This is a genomic window from Pseudogulbenkiania sp. AW2-16, from assembly GCF_056824575.1.
This window is the reverse complement of record NZ_CP157668.1, coordinates 4,109,197-4,128,261: the sequence shown is the minus strand read 5'-3', so window position 1 is coordinate 4,128,261 and position 19,065 is coordinate 4,109,197. Positions and strand designations below refer to the sequence as shown.

Annotated in this window: 18 protein-coding genes; 11 read left to right on the top strand and 7 right to left on the bottom strand. The window is 58.9% G+C overall.

Annotated elements, in window-relative coordinates:
* Genes ABKF58_RS19845 through fabG form a run of 4 tightly spaced genes read left to right on the top strand, consistent with a single transcriptional unit; the run spans position 1 to position 3,162 of the window.
* Complete coding sequence (locus ABKF58_RS19845) at positions 1 to 1,194, top strand: beta-ketoacyl-[acyl-carrier-protein] synthase family protein (RefSeq protein ID WP_482582914.1); 1,194 nt, start codon at positions 1 to 3, stop codon at positions 1,192 to 1,194.
* The gene (locus ABKF58_RS19840; RefSeq protein ID WP_482582913.1) at positions 1,191 to 1,985 is read left to right on the top strand and encodes a beta-ketoacyl synthase chain length factor; all 795 of its coding nucleotides are present in this window, start codon (positions 1,191 to 1,193) and stop codon (positions 1,983 to 1,985) included. The genes ABKF58_RS19845 and ABKF58_RS19840 overlap by 4 nt, the downstream gene beginning before the upstream one ends.
* Complete coding sequence (locus ABKF58_RS19835) at positions 1,982 to 2,434, top strand: hotdog family protein (RefSeq protein WP_482582912.1); 453 nt, start codon at positions 1,982 to 1,984, stop codon at positions 2,432 to 2,434. Before ABKF58_RS19840 ends, ABKF58_RS19835 begins: the two co-directional genes overlap by 4 nt.
* A gap of 8 nt (positions 2,435 to 2,442) precedes the next feature.
* Complete coding sequence (gene fabG, locus ABKF58_RS19830; RefSeq protein WP_008955187.1) at positions 2,443 to 3,162, top strand: 3-oxoacyl-ACP reductase FabG; 720 nt, start codon at positions 2,443 to 2,445, stop codon at positions 3,160 to 3,162.
* A gap of 185 nt (positions 3,163 to 3,347) precedes the next feature.
* Here fabG and ABKF58_RS19825 read toward each other — a convergent pair whose 3' ends face one another.
* Genes ABKF58_RS19825 through ABKF58_RS19815 form a run of 3 tightly spaced genes read right to left on the bottom strand, consistent with a single transcriptional unit; the run spans position 3,348 to position 5,370 of the window.
* Entirely contained in the window at positions 3,348 to 3,842 is a 495-nt protein-coding gene (locus ABKF58_RS19825; protein ID WP_482582911.1) for a 3-hydroxyacyl-ACP dehydratase FabZ family protein, read from the bottom strand.
* Positions 3,839 to 5,092, bottom strand: coding sequence for a beta-ketoacyl-[acyl-carrier-protein] synthase family protein (locus ABKF58_RS19820; RefSeq protein ID WP_482582910.1), 1,254 nt, complete (start codon positions 5,090 to 5,092; stop codon positions 3,839 to 3,841). Before ABKF58_RS19820 ends, ABKF58_RS19825 begins: the two co-directional genes overlap by 4 nt.
* Positions 5,092 to 5,370: an acyl carrier protein gene (locus tag ABKF58_RS19815; protein WP_482582909.1), complete on the bottom strand. Its 279-nt coding sequence runs from the start codon at positions 5,368 to 5,370 to the stop codon at positions 5,092 to 5,094. Before ABKF58_RS19815 ends, ABKF58_RS19820 begins: the two co-directional genes overlap by 1 nt.
* A gap of 226 nt (positions 5,371 to 5,596) precedes the next feature.
* Between ABKF58_RS19815 and ABKF58_RS19810 the strand changes: the two genes are divergently transcribed.
* From ABKF58_RS19810 to ABKF58_RS19780, 7 genes are all read left to right on the top strand, one after another.
* On the top strand, positions 5,597 to 6,355 hold the full coding sequence (locus tag ABKF58_RS19810) for a lysophospholipid acyltransferase family protein (protein WP_482582908.1): 759 nt from the start codon (positions 5,597 to 5,599) through the stop codon (positions 6,353 to 6,355).
* A 136-nt stretch (positions 6,356 to 6,491) separates the two neighbouring features.
* Entirely contained in the window at positions 6,492 to 7,238 is a 747-nt protein-coding gene (locus tag ABKF58_RS19805; RefSeq protein ID WP_482582907.1) for a glycosyltransferase family 2 protein, read from the top strand.
* A gap of 45 nt (positions 7,239 to 7,283) precedes the next feature.
* A complete protein-coding gene (locus ABKF58_RS19800; protein WP_482582906.1) occupies positions 7,284 to 8,162 on the top strand; it encodes a class I SAM-dependent methyltransferase in 879 nt (292 codons plus the stop codon).
* Positions 8,163 to 8,889: 727 nt separating this feature from the next.
* On the top strand, positions 8,890 to 11,022 hold the full coding sequence (locus tag ABKF58_RS19795; RefSeq protein WP_482582905.1) for a helix-turn-helix domain-containing protein: 2,133 nt from the start codon (positions 8,890 to 8,892) through the stop codon (positions 11,020 to 11,022).
* Between the two features lie 187 nt (positions 11,023 to 11,209).
* Complete coding sequence (locus ABKF58_RS19790; RefSeq protein ID WP_482582904.1) at positions 11,210 to 12,169, top strand: hypothetical protein; 960 nt, start codon at positions 11,210 to 11,212, stop codon at positions 12,167 to 12,169.
* A complete protein-coding gene (locus tag ABKF58_RS19785; protein ID WP_482582903.1) occupies positions 12,091 to 12,867 on the top strand; it encodes a nuclease-related domain-containing protein in 777 nt (258 codons plus the stop codon). Before ABKF58_RS19790 ends, ABKF58_RS19785 begins: the two co-directional genes overlap by 79 nt.
* A 37-nt stretch (positions 12,868 to 12,904) precedes the next feature.
* A complete protein-coding gene (locus ABKF58_RS19780) occupies positions 12,905 to 13,360 on the top strand; it encodes an SEC-C metal-binding domain-containing protein (RefSeq protein ID WP_482582902.1) in 456 nt (151 codons plus the stop codon).
* Positions 13,361 to 13,490: 130 nt separating this feature from the next.
* On the opposite strand, the gene ABKF58_RS19775 is transcribed toward ABKF58_RS19780, so the two are convergent.
* Genes ABKF58_RS19775 through ABKF58_RS19760 form a run of 4 tightly spaced genes read right to left on the bottom strand, consistent with a single transcriptional unit; the run spans position 13,491 to position 18,694 of the window.
* The gene (locus ABKF58_RS19775; RefSeq protein ID WP_482582901.1) at positions 13,491 to 13,919 is read right to left on the bottom strand and encodes a hypothetical protein; all 429 of its coding nucleotides are present in this window, start codon (positions 13,917 to 13,919) and stop codon (positions 13,491 to 13,493) included.
* A complete protein-coding gene (locus tag ABKF58_RS19770; RefSeq protein ID WP_482582900.1) occupies positions 13,916 to 15,922 on the bottom strand; it encodes a hypothetical protein in 2,007 nt (668 codons plus the stop codon). The genes ABKF58_RS19775 and ABKF58_RS19770 overlap by 4 nt, the downstream gene beginning before the upstream one ends.
* Positions 15,919 to 17,454, bottom strand: a complete 1,536-nt coding sequence (locus ABKF58_RS19765; protein ID WP_482582899.1) for a site-specific integrase — start codon at positions 17,452 to 17,454, stop codon at positions 15,919 to 15,921. The genes ABKF58_RS19770 and ABKF58_RS19765 overlap by 4 nt, the downstream gene beginning before the upstream one ends.
* Positions 17,438 to 18,694, bottom strand: coding sequence for a tyrosine-type recombinase/integrase (locus tag ABKF58_RS19760; protein WP_482582898.1), 1,257 nt, complete (start codon positions 18,692 to 18,694; stop codon positions 17,438 to 17,440). The genes ABKF58_RS19765 and ABKF58_RS19760 overlap by 17 nt, the downstream gene beginning before the upstream one ends.
* Between the last annotated feature and the right edge of the window lie 371 nt (positions 18,695 to 19,065).

Here is a 19,065-nt window from a genome sequence, read left to right as displayed (position 1 = left end):
ATGCAAGCTCTCCGACTTAGTGCCTATACCCTGACCAGTGCCTTGGGCGCTGGCCTGGCCTCCCATCTCGATGCCCTGCGCCAGCAGCGCGGCGGCATCGTCAGAAAGCGCTGGGAGACCGTCGAATTCGATGTGTGTGTTGGAGAAGTCGCCGGCCTGGACGAGGTCGTGCTGAGGCAGGATCTGGCGCCCTACGACTGCCGCAACAACCGCCTGGCCCAGCTGGGGGTGGAGCAGGACGGCTTCATTGCCAGCGTAGAGCAGGCCGTGGCGCGCTACGGCGCCAGCCGGGTGGGGGTGTTTCTCGGCTCCAGCACCTCCGGCATCCTCAGTTCGGAAGTAGCCTACCGTCAGCGTGATCCGGAGTCCGGCGCACTGCCGCCGGAGCATCGCTATCGCGAAACCCACAACGCCTATTCGGTGGCGGACTTCGTGCGCCGCTTCTTCGGCCTCTCCGGCCCGGCGGCGGTAGTATCGACCGCCTGTTCCTCCAGTGCCAAGGTGTTCGGCACGGCACAGCGCATGATCGCGGCCGGCCTCATCGACGCTGCCATCGTCGGCGGCGTCGATACCCTGTGCCTGACCACCATCTACGGCTTCTCCTCGCTGCAACTGGTGTCGTCCAATCCCTGTCGTCCCTTCGACGGCGAGCGTGATGGCATCTCGGTAGGCGAGGGCGCAGCGTTCGCCCTGCTGGAGCGTGCCGAGCAGCCGCAGAACGGCGACATCCTGCTGATCGGCGTGGGCGAAAGCAGCGATGCCTACCATATGTCCTCGCCGCACCCGGAAGGCCTCGGCGCCAAGGCGGCCATGGCTCAGGCGTTGCAGCAGGCCGGCCTTACGCCTGCCGACATCGACTACATCAATCTGCACGGCACCGCCACACCCAGCAACGATGCGGCGGAAGGCGCCGCGGTGCTGGCACTGTTCGGCAGCGCCACGCCCTGCAGCTCCACCAAGGGCCACACCGGTCACACCCTGGGCGCCGCCGGTGGTATCGAAGCCCTGATCTGCGCGCTGGCGCTGGACAACGGAGTGATGCCGGGCGGGGTGGGCACGCAGCAACTGGATGCCCGCCTGCAGTGCAATTACCTGCTGACCACGGTGGAGCGTCCGCTGCGCCACGTGTTGAGCAACTCTTTCGGTTTCGGCGGCAGCAACTGCAGCCTGGTTTTCTCGCGGGTGGGCGCATGAGTACGGCAACGATTTATCTCGAGGGGCTGAGCCTGCTCGGGCCGGGCATGAGCGACTGGGCCGAGGCCGTGCCGCGCCTCTTGGGGCAACAGCCTTTTCAGGTCGACGAGGTGCGGCTGGCAGCACCCTCCATCCTGCCAGCGACCGAACGCCGTCGTGCCGGAGCAGCGGTCAAGCTGTCGATGGCGGTGGGGCTGGCGGCAGTCGAAGATGCCGGCGCGGATGCGGCCCAACTGCCCAATGTGTTCAGTTCCACCGGCGGCGACTGCGAAAACTGCCATAGCCTGCTGGAAGTGCTGGCCTCGTCCGAGCGCATGGTTTCCCCCACCCGCTTCCATAATTCGGTGCACAACGCGCCGGCCGGCTACTGGGGCATTGCCACCAAGTGCACCGAGGCCTCCACCAGCCTGTGCGCCTACGATGCCACCTTCGGTGCCGGGCTCCTGGAAACCGTGACTCAGGCGCACAGCGCCGGCAAGCCCTGTCTGCTGATCGCTTTCGATACCGCCTACCCGGAGCCGCTATATGCGCAGCGCCCCATTCCCTATCCGCTGGGGGTAGGTATGGTGTTGAGCCCGGAGCATAGCGCGGTCAGCAAGGCCGCGCTGCGGCTGAGTTTCAGTGATGAGCCAGCCAGCCGCATGGACGATGCGCAGCTGGAAGCACTGCGTCAGGGTATTCCCAGTGCGCGCAGCCTGCCGCTGCTGCACCTGCTGGCCAGTGGGCGGCCGGGACGCGTGGTGATCGACTATCTGGACGACTGCCGTCTCGCCATCGAGGTAGTGGCATGATGGACCGCGACTGGATCGCCGCGCGCATTCCCCATCAGGGCAGCATGTGTCTGTTGTCCGGGGTGGAGTGCTGGGACGAAAACGACATCGTCTGCCATGCCGACAGCCATCGCCAGCCGGACAATCCGCTGCGAGCCGTCGGCCGCCTGGGCGTGGCCAATGCCATCGAATACGCCGCCCAGGCCATGGCGGTGCATGGCGCACTGCTGGCTGGTGATGCCATGCCGGCAAGGGCCGGCTACCTCACCAGCGTGCGCGAGCTGAACTGGCATTGTCGCCGGCTGGACGACGTGGCCGAGCCGCTGCGTATCCACGCCCAGCGCTTGTCCGGCAGCGAGATCAATGCCCTGTACCGCTTCACCCTGCACGCTGGCGACAAACTGCTGGTCAGCGGCCGCCTAGGCGTGGTGCTGGATGCCGATGCGCTGGCGGGCAAGATAACCAATTGAGTAAAACCATGAAGCGAGCCTTGATTACCGGTGGCAGCGGCGCCATTGGCGCAGCCATCAGCCGGCGGCTGGCGGCCGACGGTTTCCACGTCATCATCCATGCCAACCGCAATCTAGAGGCGGCGGAACAGTTGTGCCAGTCACTGCGAGCCCAGGGCCATCAGGCCGAGGCCCTACAGTTCGACGTGGCCGATGCTGCGGCAACGGCGGCTGCGCTGGAAGCCGTGCTGGAGCAGGGGCCGGTACAGGTGCTGGTGAACAATGCCGGCATTCACGATGATGCAGTGTTTCCCGGCATGCAGCCGGCGCAGTGGCACCGGGTGATCGACGTCTCGCTGCATGGCTTCTTCAACGTCACCCAGCCGCTGACCATGCCGATGATCCGCACCCGCTGGGGGCGCATCATCACTATCACCTCGGTGGCGGCGCTGGCTGGCAACCGCGGCCAGACTAACTACGCCGCCGCCAAGAGCGCGCTGCACGGCGCCACCAAGTCGCTGTCCATCGAACTCGCCAGCCGCGGCATCACCGTCAATGCGGTGGCGCCGGGCATCATCGAGTCGGAAATGTCGAAGGATGTGTTCGACAAGGAGATGGTGGCACAGATGGTGCCGATGAAGCGGGTGGGCCGGCCGGAGGAGGTCGCCAGCCTGGTGGGCTTCCTGGCATCGGAGCAGGCGGGCTATATTACCGGCCAGGTGATCTCCATCAACGGTGGCATGATCTAAAAACCTGCCCATGCTCTAAACCTGCCCATGCTCTGCTGCGCTCGGGTGATCCGGCGTTGAAACGTGGCTCAAAATGCTCATGTACCCAACGCACATTCCGCTTTTTCGCCCCGTTTCGCCTTGGCTGACCCTTCGCTCGCGAGAGCCTGAAACAGGTTTTGACGGCTGGAGCAGCGGGACTGCGGTCAGCCGCCGGTGGCCTGCAACTGCGCGCGCGGCGCATAGGCCAGCGCGATTTCCAGCTTGGCCACTTCCTGCTCCGCCACCTTAACCTGGGCGTGGACCTGCACCAGCAAGGGCGCCATCTGGCGGCACTGGATGAAGAACTCCACCTGTTGATCCGGCAGCACCGGCTGCTTGAACCAGCAATTGCGCACAGCCGCCAGCACGCCGACCGAATCCTGCGGCAAGGTCTTGACGTAAGGGTCGCCGGCCAGGAGCCCGGCGCCGGCAAACTGCGCCATCGACTCGATCAGCATCACCCCCGGCACGATGGGCATGCCGGGGAAATGACCCTGGATCACCGCATTGTCGTGCGGCCAGCTCGCCACACCATGGAACTGGTGCGGCCCCTCGATGGTGAGTTGCTGGCAGACGAAAATGGCGCCACGGTGCGGCAATATCTGTTCGATATCGCCGCGCAGCAGCCGCATCGGGTACTGGTAGTCCTGTGCGCTCATGCGGGAAGGCGCCGTGCCACCAGCGAAACGTTGCTGCCGCCGAAGGCGAAGGAGTTGGACATGATGGCGCGAACGTCGCAGTCATGGCGCGCGGTCAGCGGGATGAAATCCAGATCGCAGCGCGGGTCCGCCTGCTCCAGGGTGGCGGTGGGCGGCAGCGAGCCGCTGTTCATCGCCATCACGCTGAGGGCAAATTCCAGGATGCCGCTGGCGCCGATCAGGTGGCCGTGCATCGACTTGGTGGAACTGACGGCCAGTTGTCCGGCCGTCGCGCCGAACACACCGCGGATGGATTCGGTCTCGGTGACGTCGCCGGCATCGGTCGCCGTGCCGTGGGCGTTCAGATACTGGATATCCTCTGCCCGCAACCCGGCATCGTCCAGCGCCTGCTGCATGGCGTTGATCTGTTCGGCGCAGGAAGGCGCGGTAAGGTGGGCGGCATCGCTGCTGCAGCCATAGCCACAGAGCTCGGCCAGTGCGCTCTGGCCGCGAGCGGCGGCACGGGCCTCGCTTTCCAGTACGATGGCGGCACCGCCTTCGCCCAACACGAAACCACTGCGGTCCTGCGAGAAGGGGCGACAACTGCGCGACGGATCGGCGGCATGCGGTTTGGCCATCACGCGCAGCGCATTCCACGCCATCATGGCGCCGGGCGTCAGCATGGCTTCGCAGCCTACCACCACGGCGGCGTCCAGATAGCCGTCGCGGATGGCACGGAAGGCTTCGCCGATGGCGACGGCGGAAGATGCGCAGGCAACAGAATAGGTGTGGCTGGGGCCGTGCAGCCCGTAGCCCATGGAAATGGCGGCTGCCGGCGCGTTCGACATCATGCGTGGGACCGTCAGCGGGTGCACCACCACGGGGTTGCGCTTGCCTTCGCTTTGTACGGCAGACTGGAATCGGCTGTACAGGCCATCCAGGGTATGGGCGCCGCCCAAGCCGATGCCGACATAAATACCGAAGCGGCGTGAGTCGGCAGGCGCGGCGAGGATGTTGGCCTCAGCCAGTGCTTCGTTGGCAGCCACCAGGGCAAACTGGCTGGCGCGGTCCAGGCTGGCGTGCTTGCCGTCAAGCTTGCTGGCCGGATCGGCGGCCGCCTGGGCCAGCAATACATTGGGCAGCCATTTGGCGATGTCGGGGGTGGCGGCACCAATGGCACAGTGGCCGGCCAGTGCCTGGGCGAAGCTGGTGGGCAGGTCGGCACCGAGCGGGCTGATGGCACCCATGCCGGTAATCAAAACCTTGGCCACTATTTGTTCTCTTCGAGGCTGAGTTCCGGCAGTTCGCCGTTATTATGTTCGCGAATGGCAGCTTCGATATCGGCCAGCATGTCACGGAAGGTCATCTGCGGGTAGCGGGTGGGGTCTGGCAACTGAAAGCCGCAGCGGTCCTCGATCTCGAACAGCATCTCCACCATGTCCAGCGAGTCGAGGTCCAGGGCGGAAACCTGCAGCGTCGGATCTTCAAACAGGGCGGGATTCTTGCCCTTGGTATTGACCAGATAGTTTTTGATGATTTGTTCTAACATGAGCGTTCAACCCAAGACGTGGCATGTACCAAAAGGTAGTAATTATAGAGTAAAATTATGGCATATGCGTTGCCTTGGGCTTGATTCGTCAAGCGCTTTGGCAGCAGCCAACGATGCAATGACAGCTGTCAGTCACCCTTAAATCCATCCCGCGGAATGATTGGCCGTTCTGGCCTGCCTAGTAAGAAAAGATGGCTGGCCGGAAGCCGGGAGTAAATTCGAAATAATGTTGAATCGCTGTTTCCGGCTGTTCCAGATCGTCCTGTTTTACCTGATGTTGTGCTGGCTTGGCTCCATGCTGCTGTTGGGCAACATCGCCGCCTTGCCCCTGCTGCTGGCGCCCAGACCACTGCGGCAGCCACTGGTGCAGTGGACCATCAGTGCCATCTGCCGCTGTTTTCTGGCCGGAGCCCAGGCGAGCGGGTTGATGCGGCTGGATTTGCGTGCGCTTGATCGGCTGAACGGCCGGGAGCGCATGCTGTTGGTGCCCAATCATCCAAGTATGATCGATGCCTTTCTGGTGTTGTCTCGCATTCCCCGGGCGGTCTGTCTGATGAAAGCCAGCATCAGCTCCAATCTGTTTCTGGGGGCTGGGGCCTACCTTGCCGGTTATGTTTCCAACCGCTATCCGGAGCAGATGTTCCGTGCCGCTATTCGTGCGGTGCAGCAGGGCTCGGTGCTGATGATTTTTCCGGAAGGTACCCGCACCACGCGACAGCCGGTGAACGATATTGGCGGCTCGGTGGCGCTGATAGCCCAAAAAGCCGAGGCGCCATTGCAGACCATCATCATTACCACCAATTCGCCCTATTTGAGCAAGGGTTGGAAAATATGGCGCCCTCCTGCATTTCCACTGATTTACCGCGCTGTGCCCGGCGAGGAATTCAAGGCCCAGGGTCGGCGCGATGAAACCGCACACCGTTTGCAACAGTATTTCGAAGCGTCGATCCGGCTTTCTATCGACCCGGAGTTGCGGCTGGATTGAGGCGCTTGCCATTCACTACGCATTCTTGACCGGCAGGCTAGCCATCGGCTAGGTTCTGCCCAATTCAAACAGCCCCCCTCAGAGGGGGCATATTCGGTTCAGTAAGTCTGCCATGCCCATTTCTTCAACGACGCATGTGGTTCTCATCCCCAGCTACAATCCAGGCCCCAAGGTTTTCGACACGGTGCGTGCGGCCCGCGCGCAATGGAGCCCGGTATGGGTGATCGTGGACGGTAGCAACGACGGCTCGGAGCAGACGCTGCTGCAAATGGCCGCCGAAGACGAGGGCCTGCAGGTCTTTGTGCTGCCGGAAAATCGCGGCAAGGGTGCTGCGGTGTTGCACGGGCTGGAGCAGGCCACGCGGCAGGGCTTCACCCACGTGCTGTGCATGGATTCAGACGGGCAACATCCAGCAGCTCAGATTCCCGCCTTCATGGCGCGTTCGCAGCAGCAACCTGCTGCCATGGTGCTGGGCCTGCCGGTATTCGATGCCAGTGCGCCCAGCCTGCGGGTCAAGGGGCGCAAGATTTCCAACTGGTGGGCGAACCTGGAAACCCTGTGGATGGGTATCGGCGACTCCCTGTTCGGTTTCCGCGTCTATCCGGTGGCGCCCTTGCGCCGGATCATGCAAGGGCAGCGCTGGATGCGCCGTTTCGACTTCGATCCGGAGGCCGTTGTCCGCCTGTGCTGGCATGGCGTGCCGCCGGTTAACCTGCCGTCGCCGGTGAAGTATTTCCAGGCGGAAGAGGGGGTGTCGCATTTCAATTACTGGCGCGACAACCGCCTGCTGACCTGGATGCACATCCGCCTGATGTTCGGTTTCGCCCTGCGCCTGCCGCTGCTGCTGTGGCGCAGACTGGCCTGCCGCCCGGCCGCTTGCTGATGGAGAGCCGCATGTGCGCATACCAGCCGGGAAGGACGCTCTGAAGTGTCCGCCCCCGTCATGATGGCCCATCTGCTGCTGGAGCGGTTGTCACCGGCCGTGCTGGCGCGCGAGCCGGAGCCGCAGGCCTTGATGGAGGATGCCGATCAGATTCGGGCCTTCATGCAGAGTGGCCTCGCTAACGGCATCCTCAACTACATTTATCTCTTCCACGCCGTCATGTCGCTGCCGGTGATCCGGCCCGGCGACGTGGTGTTGGACCTGGCCTGCGGCCCGGCCAACCAGTTGCTGCAGATTGCCCGGCTGCACCCGGACGCCCGCTTCGTGGGGCTGGATGCCTCTGCTGGCATGCTGGCGTTGGCGCGGGAAAACCTGGTGCAGGCCGGTTTGCCCAATGTCAGCCTGCAGCAGGGCGATATCAGCCGGCTGGATGGCTTTGCCGATGCGGCCGTCGACTGTGTGCTATGCACCATGTCGCTGCATCATCTGCCGGATACCGAGCTGCTGGGGCAGACCATGCGGCAGATTCGCCGCGTGCTGCGCCCAGATGGCGGCGTCTATCTGGCCGATTTCGGCCGGCTCAAGCACCGCGCCACCCAGTATTTCTTTGCCCATGACCGCATTGAACTACAGCCCGAGCTATTTACTATCGACTTCCTCAATTCCTTGCGTGCGGCGTTCAGCCTGGCCGAACTGCGGCAGGCAGCGGCGCTGCTGGGGCGCGAGCTGCATGTCTACCGCACCGCGCTGGCTCCTTTCATGCTGCTGTTCCGCAGCGCGCCGCGCCGCGACATCGATGCGGCTCTGGAGCAGCGTGTGCACGATGGCTATGCCCGACTGACCGCGGCTGAGCAGCGCGACTTCGATAACCTGGCGCGCTGGTTCCGCCTCGGTGGTCTGAATCTGCCTTGTCGCCTGCACTGACCTTTGGGAAAGAAAAAACCGGAAAACCACCATGCAACCTACTGGTTGCACAGTGCTTTTCCGGTTTTTCGATGGTGACGTAGGGTCTAGGCGGGTTATGCCCACCCAAAACTGTTGTTAGCAGCTTTGAGTGAGTAAATTAGGCATTCATTGCCGGTCCGATAGCTTCAAACCGTTGGTTGCCACCACAAGAGACATCCTTTCAATCCAAGAATGAAGCTGATGCGTCAATTTGTGGGTAGTCGATAAACGGATTCTGTGCGAAGGCTGAATTCGCGGAGCCACACTCACACGCACATAAGCAGGTATGGACATGGACCTCAGAACAGGTGACGTAAGGACAAAGTCACGGGGTGAACATGTGTAGCTTTTCGTCTGCAATAAGTGAAGGCAGGGCTGACTACCCCTTCTGTGCGTCATCAACCAACGGGTCAACCAGCATTGCAGCACCTGCATATGCGGAATACAAATCTCGCAACTGTTACTGCTGGTGACCGCGCCAGTCAAGTGTCTTCTTCCCCGTTAGAAGACATCTAACAGACTTGTCCTGCCGGGGTCGACCTTCATCTCGTTTCTAAGCTGGGCAAGCCGGCAAAGCCGGCACGTCACACGCGGTGTGACTTGAAATTTAGGCATTCGCCACCTCGATGTGAATGAATTTAGAATTGTTGTTGAAACGTTTCATGAACGTTGCTATCCTCTCGGCATCACCTCTCGGGAGCATCTAATGGCACGTCCGACTACGAATGAGATTGGTCCTAACCTCGCTAGACTTCGGGAAGCAGCAGGCCTCAAGCAGGCCGAGTTGGCAAGCCGGCTCACCATGAGTGCGCCTTCGCTATCCAGGGTCGAGAGCGGTGAGCGCCCGCTTACACCCGATGAACTTCAATCTTTGCTTGCTGCGATTGGAACGGAGGAAGCGTCGAGGTTCTCCGAGTACCTTGGTCGCAATTGGCTGGAGTTGCCCGTTCCTCCCCTCAACCATCCGAAGCAGGACTTGCTTTGGGAGGCCGACCAAGTCAGCGCCACTCTGCGTCAACTTCTTGATGGGGACATCAAGGCTTCTTTCCAGAAGCGAATTGAGGAATATTTGGAGCAGATTCGCGCGACTGCTGGGCTCCTGTTGAAGCGTGACCACATTGTTGCGCTCATTGGCAGTATCGGCGTCGGCAAAAGTACTGCGATTTGTCGGGCCCTCGGTTTGGAGGTGGGGTCGGAAGATGGGTTGTCACATACGGTGCTCGAAGTTGGCGCAGGGGGCATCACGGTCTGCGAAGTGCACATCTATTCCGGCCCGGGATATGGCCTTATTGTCGAGCCGTGTTCCGAGGATGAAGTTCGGGCGCACGTGATGGACTTCGCGGAATACATCTGGCGTTCAGCAAAGGGAAACACCGTTAGTACGGACGACGATGTCGAGTCGCAAGGTGTTTCGAAAGAGATTGAGCGCGCCATTCGCAACCTGTCGGGATTGCGTGTACGGAAGTCCAAAGGCCCCGATGGGAAGACCCAGCGGTCCGACGAAGCGAAAGCTCTCGCCGCCACTTACGATGCTCCGCGTGATTTTGCGGTTGAGGTCCTTACGCGTATGTCACTGCACAAACGCGACGCACGGAATATTTGGCATGAAAGCCTGAGCGGCAAGGCCCCTCTGGCATGGCTTCGCGAGACCTTCCTTGAAATCAACAACGGGCGCCATCCCGACTTCAGTTTGCCACGACGCATCGAGCTCGTTGTCGCGATGCCACTTGTCCCAGATACGGACCTCAACATCCGATTCATCGACACCAAGGGCATTGACCGCGCAGCGGGACGCGCCGACCTTGAGGTGCATCTTCAAGACCCCCATGCGTTGGCCCTGCTTTGCTCGAAATTTAATAACGCGCCCGGACCAGAGGCGCGCCTGCTGCTAACCCGTGCCAAAGAAGCTGGGAATCGCGACCTGGACAGGAATGCTGCTCTTTTGGTGCTTCCGCATCCCGGCGAAGCTCTGAAAATGAAAGACGATGCAACGTCGGAGCATGTGGAGTCTGCGGAAGAAGGGTGTGAGCTGAAGGGAGAGCAAGTCGAAATGGCACTGGAATCGACCGGCATTCGGAGCATCCCGGTTTGCTTCTTCAACGCAATGGAGGATTCAAGGGATACCTTGGTGCAGTTTGTCATGGACCGCATTGGGAAAGCACGCGATGCATTCAGCGCAGACTTGGAGCGTCTGGTGACAAGCGTTCGCGAGGTGATTGAAAACCAAGCCAAGGAACAGGCGCAAGCGATTCTGCGGGATGCGGCATCCCAGCTCAAACATTGGGTGAACCAAAACAAGGGTGCACCAAGGGCCAACCGCCAGATTCAAAGAAGTCTCATCAATGAGTTGGAGGGCGCGCATCCGAGTACCGTTCACGCAGCAGTTCGCCGGGAAGGAGATTGGCTGCATCTGAACTACGGTTATCAGCTCGGCCACGGAGCGCGGACACTGGCGACTGCAGCGCTCGGCAAGAAGGTCGCCGACTTCACGGCCATCGCCGACAACCTCCGTACGAATCCCGATTTCTCAGGCGCAGAGACGCTTATTTCTCAGTGCGAACAGGTTTTGCAGGTAGCCTTCGCCCAGTTGCTGAGGAAAATGCAAGTCTCTGGCGAATCACTCTTCGCTGAAGAGATGAAGCGGGACAAGAACTTCTGGCTGCAATGCGAACGCGAATGGGGTCGGGGACCAGGATACCGCGACCGGGTGACCACAAAGAGTACCGCCTGGTTCGATGATGATTCACACCAGAATATTGGCGACGAAATCCGCGACCTCCTGGAGCAGGAATGGAAAGATGCGTTGGAACGCGTCGAGGCGATGCTGCAGGACGTTTAAGAAAAAGCGCAGTATTCCGGTCCAAGGTCGCGATTCCCAGCTTCTTTGGCACGGGTTAGCAGCAGGCGCGCCTCTGGTCCGGGCGCGTTATTAAATTTCGAGCAAAGCAGGGCCAACACATGGGGGTCATGAAGATGTACCGAAAAGCTAGACCAAAGCGCCTGAGAAGAGGCCCGGGGGGAGCCGAATGAGTTCGAACGCACGAAGCGAGGCTGACGTGTTTGCCGACTTGGCGAGGCTAACTGCGTCGCCCGGCTACGCACATGCCATCGCGCAAATCTGCCAGCGTGACAACTTGGTGGTCTACAGCAAGGAGCTGAAGTCGTCCGACATGGAGCGGATGTTCGGCTACAACCGCCTCATCAGGTCTGAAGTCACCACGCTGCTCGGTCTGATGATGCGCCAGCCTCTTGACCTCACCCTCCCGTCAGCCGATGTCATCAAGGCCTATGTGGCACGCACCGATGAGTTGATGGAAGAACTGCATCGCACCCTGTCTCGCCCGATGCATGCCGCCCTGCAGGCCAACCTAGGTGCGGGCAACAAAGCGGACGACATCTGGCAGGGCGAGGTGATGCGCGAGCCAATCTTCTATGGAGGCGAGTCCGCATACAGCTTCCAGTACCGTGACCTGCTGCCCGAAAAGTACGGAGCCGATGATGCATGGTTGATGAAGAACATGGGGTTCTCCATCACCCAAGCTCAGGCCATCGCCCGAGCTATGTGTGTGCTCATGGATGAACGGGCAACTCAGATGTTCGCCAAGGCCACAGTGACGAAGCTGCCACCCGAAACCTGGCTGCCTACGTTCGAGTATGCCCCTGATGAAATCGCCCTCCGAAGTGGCGAGGACATGCAGGTCGTTGAGGCTTTCCTCAAGACCTTTACGCTGGCGAGCGATAACAGTCAGTTCCAGACTATCGGAGACTTCAACTCCGTGGCAGCGACGCCGCTGCTACCACTGGTCGAGGAACCGTATTGCTCTTCCAGCATTACGCTATCTATGAGGCGCTGTACGAATCCCCTTTCTTCTGGATGTGGGCCGATGAGGCGTACAGGCCGACCGCCATGGCGAACCGCGGCGCGTTTACGGAGAAGTATTCCGCTCGCAGGCTGGCTGCGGTCTTTGGATGCGCGAACGTCCTGACGAATGTCAACTTGTATCGGGGTAAGGACAGGGTCGGGGAGGCCGATGTTCTGGTTGTCTTCGGTGACCGCATCATCATCGTTCAGGCGAAGGCCAAGAAGCTGACGCTGGAAGCACGCAAAGGGAATGATGGTCAACTCAAGTTAGATTTCGCAGCGGCCATCCAAAAGTCGTACGACCAGGGATGGGAATGTGCCAACGCCATTGTGGCCGGCGGATGTCGTTTGGAGGATGACCTGGGGCGAGAGGTCACGCTGCCTCACGTCGTCAAAGAAGTCTATCTGTTCAACGTTGTCTCGGAGCACTATCCGGCGCTAGCGTTCCAAGCGCGTCAGTACCTGAAGTACCAAACTACCGACGTCATTCGGCCGCCGTTCGTGATGGACGTGTTCCTGCTCGACGCGATGACCGAGATGCTGTCCACGCCGCTTCGGCTACTGAGCTATGTGCGCATGCGGCTTGCCGTCATTGAGAAGGTCTCTCTGAGCCACGAGCTCATGGCGCTGGCCTTCCATCTGCGCCGCAACCTGTGGCTCGATGGTGAGCACGACATGGTCGTGCTCGAGGACTCCATTGTGGTCGACCTCGACACGGCCATGATGGTGCGTAGGGACGGCCTTGCCGGTGAACGAACCCCTCCTGGAATTCTGACGCGAATGGCCGGCACCGCTCTACGAGCGGCTCGTTGCCCAGATTGAGGAGCGGGCGGACCCTGCCACGCTAGAGCTGGGGTTCATGCTGCTCTCCATGGATGAAGATTCCTGTCGCCATGTGCACCTTGGCCTCGAAGCCATCACGAGGAAAGCTCAAGTTGACGGAAAGCGTCATGACCTCAGCCTCGGCCTCAAAACCGCAGGTGGCATTTGCTTCCACTGCAACCCGACGCCGTCACCGGAGGCCGCTGCAGTACTCGGATTTCACTGTAAGAAGCGCAAGTATGTGCAGCGTGCTCAAACCTGGTTCGGTGTGTCGGTGAGTCCAAGCACCGACGTTCAGTTTGGCGTGATGCTGGACTTCCCCTGGTCACCGTCGGAAGAAATGGAGCAGCTTACGAAGGGTATGAAGGGCGGTGCGCCGGTCGCTTCGACGCTTGCGGGGTTCGCGAGAGAGGCGAGCTCGCAGAAGGTCGGGCGCAACGACCCGTGCCCTTGCGGCAGCGGTAGAAAGTTCAAGAAGTGCTGCTTGCCATAGGTCTCAGCGCAGGCATGTCGCAACGAACAGAGCAGGGCATCGATGCATATCTCGTGTACGGCGACTATGACTAAGTGTCATCAAGGACGCCATTTTGGCTCATCCACATCGGCAGATTGGAGTTGCCAGCTCACCCTTTGGTTCGGTCCCGCTCAGGCTTGGGGAGCGGAGCGTTCAACATGTCCATGGTCACGCCCTTGCGCTCCGCATTGATTGCCCAGGTCACGAACTGTTCGAGCAGAAGTTGGTTCTCGGCCTCCAGGCGTTCGGACTTGGCCTTGTGTCGCTCAGCCTGTTCGATTGCTGCTCGAACGCGCTCATCCCGAGGCTCGCCGAGTGAACGAGGCAATGTACCGCGCAAAACGTCCTTCTTGAGCGAGAAGGCATTGGCTATCTCTGGATAATCAGCGAACGTGAATCTCGAGTAACGGTGACCAGTGACTGCCTCGACGACGTCAAGCAGAAGCTCCCACGTAAGCTTCCCCTTCCATGTATCTAGCGTCTCAAGGACGACGGCGATACGCTCGTTCGTTAGGTCGGGGGCACGGCTTTTCTTCATTTCTTTCTCCGAGTGGTTTTGACGACCATTACGGGATGGATGTTGTCCGTGGTAATGAGGGGTGCATTGGCCAAATCCAGGCGAATCCGGGCTCCGACGGAAACCGCTGGGTCTTCCAGAATGGACAGCAGGGCATTGACTCGCTCTAACGTCTTGGTCTGATGCCGCACCCAAATGTCAGCACCATACTCCTCGTCGGTTAGTGCTTCGCGTGCCTGTGTCAGGAGGTACTCGGTTTCGCTCTTAAGCTGACGCAGGTTGGCCTCTTTGTGTGCCTCACCCTTGATGCATTCCTGCTCCTCACAGCTGATGCAGTCTCTATGCATTTGGCATGGATCGCTGGCGAAGTCATGGGCGCACCAGCCATACTCTGTTGTATGTGCTGCCGTTAGCCCTAACCCTTTGAATTCGGCTCGGGTGACTAAGCTACGACCGGAGATATACATGGGTTCCAGTTCGGAAGTGAAGCCGCCTTTCAAGGCTTGGCTAATAGGCATCTGCACTTCATCAGAGGTCATGTGGTCGTAGGTCCGGTTCTGCTTGACGTCTTTGCGCCCTGAGAAGATGGCAATCTCGGTGCTACTGAGCCCGCCGGTCTGAGCCAGCATATTTAGGTAGTGACGCAGGCTATGAGTGCGAAAGTCAATCTGCGAGCCATCGTCTTCCGTATACCCGAACCGCTCAAACACCGATGGCGACTCCTTTGACGTGCAGAAGCGGCCGTCCAGCGCGGAATAGCTAACGCAGCTGAACATACACAGAAACGACGTTTTCACCCGAGACATTTCGTTTTTGCGCGCGATAGCGATGGAGTCCTTGCATAGCAATGAGGAGTCCCCTGGCACGTAGGGGAAGGTCGCTGGTAGCATTCCCAAGATTGCTTCTTCTATGTCCGAAAATCGATAGGCAATCCTTTTCCCATTAAGGTAGACGCTCTCAAGCTTATTGGTTTCCCTGGCCCAATACTGCGCAGAACGCTGCAGCTCCTCATCGCCCCAAAGAAGAAGAGCAATTTCGCGTGTCGTAAGTAGTGTCTTCCCTTCGAGGTGCTTGGCGTATGGGTGTATGAACAGCTTCCCAGGGTTGTCTGTGTACCAAGCCGCAATCTCCTGAGCTGGGGTGGAGACTTTCAGTAGTTTTTCGATGGCCTCGTGAGCAACCAGCGCCATTTCAGTTGGCAACCATTTGGTTGTGTTTTCGAATCCCTTGGAGCCGGGCCACCGAAGACCAAGTTTGCCGCGAAATTCACCCTCCCCATATACCAGACAGTTCCGTCGTAATCTTAAGGCCTCGTTGACGCGTTCAGGTGCGCTGAGCATTAGTGCGCAATAGCTTGAGAGCACTACATCGCCGGGTTCTGTGGCCGCATAGAAAATGTCGGCTAACGCACGAAGAACGGCCGCCGATGGAAGCTTCTTCTGTCGCGCAGCCAGCGCCTCTTTAGAGATGCGGGACCCTGCCTCAATTGGTTTCTTCAGACCGTGGTCCCATGGCTGCCGCATGATAATGAACCGCTTAGTCCTCATAAGCTCGGAGATGATTTTTAGTTGGCCCGAAATACGGTAGGCGATTCCTGGCGTAAATTGTGTCTTGGTAAACTCCACAGCAGTGTCTAGGACTTCAGCGTTCACGGCCGTCGGTCTTGAGCCCCTGTTCCATTCGTGCAATGCCGCTTCGAGACATCTGAGTGCAGCGATTCGGGTTCCATTGGATACAACAGGATTCTTATCTTGCAGATAAACAATGACCGCTTTTGCGAAGTCGAGAAACGGCTGAGCCATATGTGGCTCTTTTGCTTTTGTGTGGGCCGCCTCCAGGGTGCTAAAGACGAGGCGCTGCATCGTGTTGCTACCCTTTCGGTACCTCTCCTCCCACTCGTTTTTCTCAAACTGAATTCGAGCATCGAGTACGTTTGAATTCTTACAGAGTTCGATGAATGTCTTCAAATTGGCTTCGGGTTCTAGTTCCGCGCGGGGAGTGAATTGAAGAATGCTTGTATTCACGCATGCTCCCCATTGGCAGGACGTCGGCGTTGCTCCAGCACCTGAGCGCACTGCGCAAGTACCTCTTCAACGGCACGGATTAGTTCATCATTGACTGCGGCCATCCGTTCATCGCCACTCCACTTTTCTCGCTCTTCCAAGAGCTTCTTCAGCACCTTCTCGTGGGGTGCATCCAGCCAAGGCTCGAAGCGAAAGCAGGTATAGCAAGCAACCGGCTTGTTAAAGGCACAGCCTTGGCCCTTGCCGGCGCAGCTACCTACTGGTGCGGATGAGACGCGGAAGTCAATGATGCGGCTGCCTGGCGTGCCTTTGTGGGTAGTGTGTGCTTCATCCTCGACCAATTGCCCCTTGAAGGCCCTTGCCAGTGGTGAAAGAAGGGCACCCATGGCCTTGTCGATGTTCTCCACAATCTTAGGGGATGCGGCCACGTACACATCAACGTATTGCAGGTCTACGTGACCCAGGCGGTTTGCAATCAATAACTTGCTTGCTCCCTCCTCGGCGAGTCGGGTTCCAAACGTATACCTGAAGCGCTTGGGTGACAGCGGCATCGGTGCGTAGTCCAACCTGGAAGTAGGCGGTGCAATCTGCTTCATGTGAACTATGAAGCGGCGTGACAGCATGTCGGGCGAGCAGTGCCCAAAGAACAGGTCGTCAGGAGCACGGCTGTTTCCCGGACTCTGGGCCATAACGAGAACCTCAGGGAAGAAGGCAGAGTTATCGTCATATATATCTTCCCGCAAACCTTGGAGGTAGTCTGCGATAAGCCGCCCCGTTTGCGGACTGATGTCGAACTCAAGGAAGCTGGTGCGAGAGTGCACCTCACGAGTCTTAGCTTGTGGAAGCTTGAGGACAGACGTGGAGCTGTTGAAGTCACCAATCTTGAGCGAGGCATACTGAGAAATGCGCCCGCCGCTGGCAAGAAGCAACCTAGTGAGCAAAAGCACCCACAAGGGAAGTTCATTACGCCCATAAGCGGTGTTAACCGCTGAGTAAAGGGCAGTGTACTCTTCCTCGCTTAACGGCCCTTTTATCGGGTTACGTGTTCTGACCGCCTCACCCTTTTTGTTGCCAAGGTTACGTCGCTCGGCGAGATAAACGATGCATTCTGGTTCTACTCCGGGAAGCTCGAGCTCCACCCACTTCTGGAGCAGGACTTTGAGGGTACCGAGCCGCCACTGCTCGTGCTCAAGCAATTTTGCCCCATAGTTGGAGACACGCTCAAAGGTGATAGCATCTCCAAAACAGTTTCCGGTAAGCCCCGAGAAGTGACGGAATGCATCTTCCAAATTTTGGACGTAACTGCAAGAGTATCCCTTCACGAAGGGGAGTAGGCATCGCTTTAGAGTAGGGACGAAGGCTTCGTAGCCATTGGTGTGACGGCGAAAGTCAACTCGAGCTTTGAATGGGCCATCCGTCCACTCCCAGACATCTTCCCGAGGGTCGAGGCTAGAGCCGCTCCTAGTGAAAACACGGGACGGGAGAGTGATGGCAAGAGCGGTCGAAACGCCGATTTCACTGGTCTGGGACATTGAGTTTTTCTTGTAGCTTCAGAGAGAGTTCACGGCCCTTGCGGGTGGCGTGCCGGCGGGTATAGGTCAAGGCAGTCTTTGAGTTATCCGCCCATCCTTGCTGCTCGTTGCGAGCCTTCTCCTCAACTGCGTCAGAGAGCTGCAGCAACTCAGCTTGCTCAGAAAACCGTTCATTCCACGTGTGACGCATGACGTGGCTTGTCAGTCGAACGGGAAGGCCAGGGCAGGCCTGGCGTAGCTGCGCAAAAATCTTGTCGACGCTCTTTGCGGATAACGGTTGGCCGTCATAAGCAACGATGAGCTGCGGATACTTGCGTGCCGCCTTAATCGTCCGCCGCTGCTTGTTGATGTACACCCAGACCGCTCGCATGATTCCTGGCCGGAGTTCAATCTCTCGGTCGTTGGTTTTGGTGTTCGGTTGATTCCGTCTAGGGTCTTCCTTTGTGTCCGCTCGCCGGATGATGCGGAGCTTTGGAAGTTGAGGATTCAAGTCTCCAATTTGCAGCCCGAGCAATTCGCCGCGCCGCATGCCAGTTGCTAGCAAGAGGGTAACAATCAGCCAGTTCCGTTGGCGGACGAACCCACGCTCCCAAGGATTGTTTGGGGAATCCGGGCGAATCACATCAAGCAGGCGGTCCTGGTCCTCCTGAGAAAGCCCCTGCCTTGCTCCCAGCTTGGCTCGCCGAGACACCGGAGGAATATGCGCGCGAAACGCCTTCAAGGCGCGGGCGCTCTCGAGCTCAAGTTCATTCCGCTTGTGCGATGGCAACGTCGCGCCAATGTAGGTAGCCAGATAACCCAGATAGTCCGCGATGTACCGGAGTCGTGAGGCTTGGGTGGCAACGTCAACGGCGCGGGTCTCACCTTCGGCTGCTTTGCGGCGAATACGAATGCGCTTGATGTCCACGACGTTGGACTTGCGAGACTCGTCTGCGTCCTCGTAAGAAAGGTCGGCAACCCGGTACTGGGCCGTATCAGCCAAGCGATTGAGCTCTGGCAAAGTTAAGAACCGACCCTGGCTCAGCCGCTGGAGCAAGTCAATTTTGGAGCTATGGAGCCAGCGGTAAACCAGAGCTAGTGTTGAACAGACGGAATGAATTGTGTTGGCGGCCCTCCCGCAGGTACGGAAGCCGGCTAAGTACAGCGTTGCCTCGTGGACTGGCAAACCTCCTGGTCTACTCAACACCGAGTGGCGTTCTCCATTCCGGAACTGGATGCGCTTAGCGACGAAGGTTGTCATTTGACGGCCTACTTTCTTGCTCAATATTGCTGCTGATATTGCCTGCAGGACTTTTATTGATTTACCAGTATTGCGTATTGGTTCGCTGTGGCCGGGCCTCTTAATAGCCATCCATCAGTGCGCTGAATATTGTCTCGATTACATTTCTATTCGAGTATCGGTATACTTGTTGTGGGTCGTTTGCAATAGTTTCAGCTAAAGTCAAGTTGTGAATCGTAGCTCCACTTGAGAGGTCTGTGGAATAATATTTTTTGTCCATACCATGCCCCTGCGAACTCTTTATGACATGTACGCTAGCAATGGATTTAAGTCAGTGTCAACGTGCTTTTGAGTACATTTTGCAAAATACAAATTTGACGATATACGAAAGC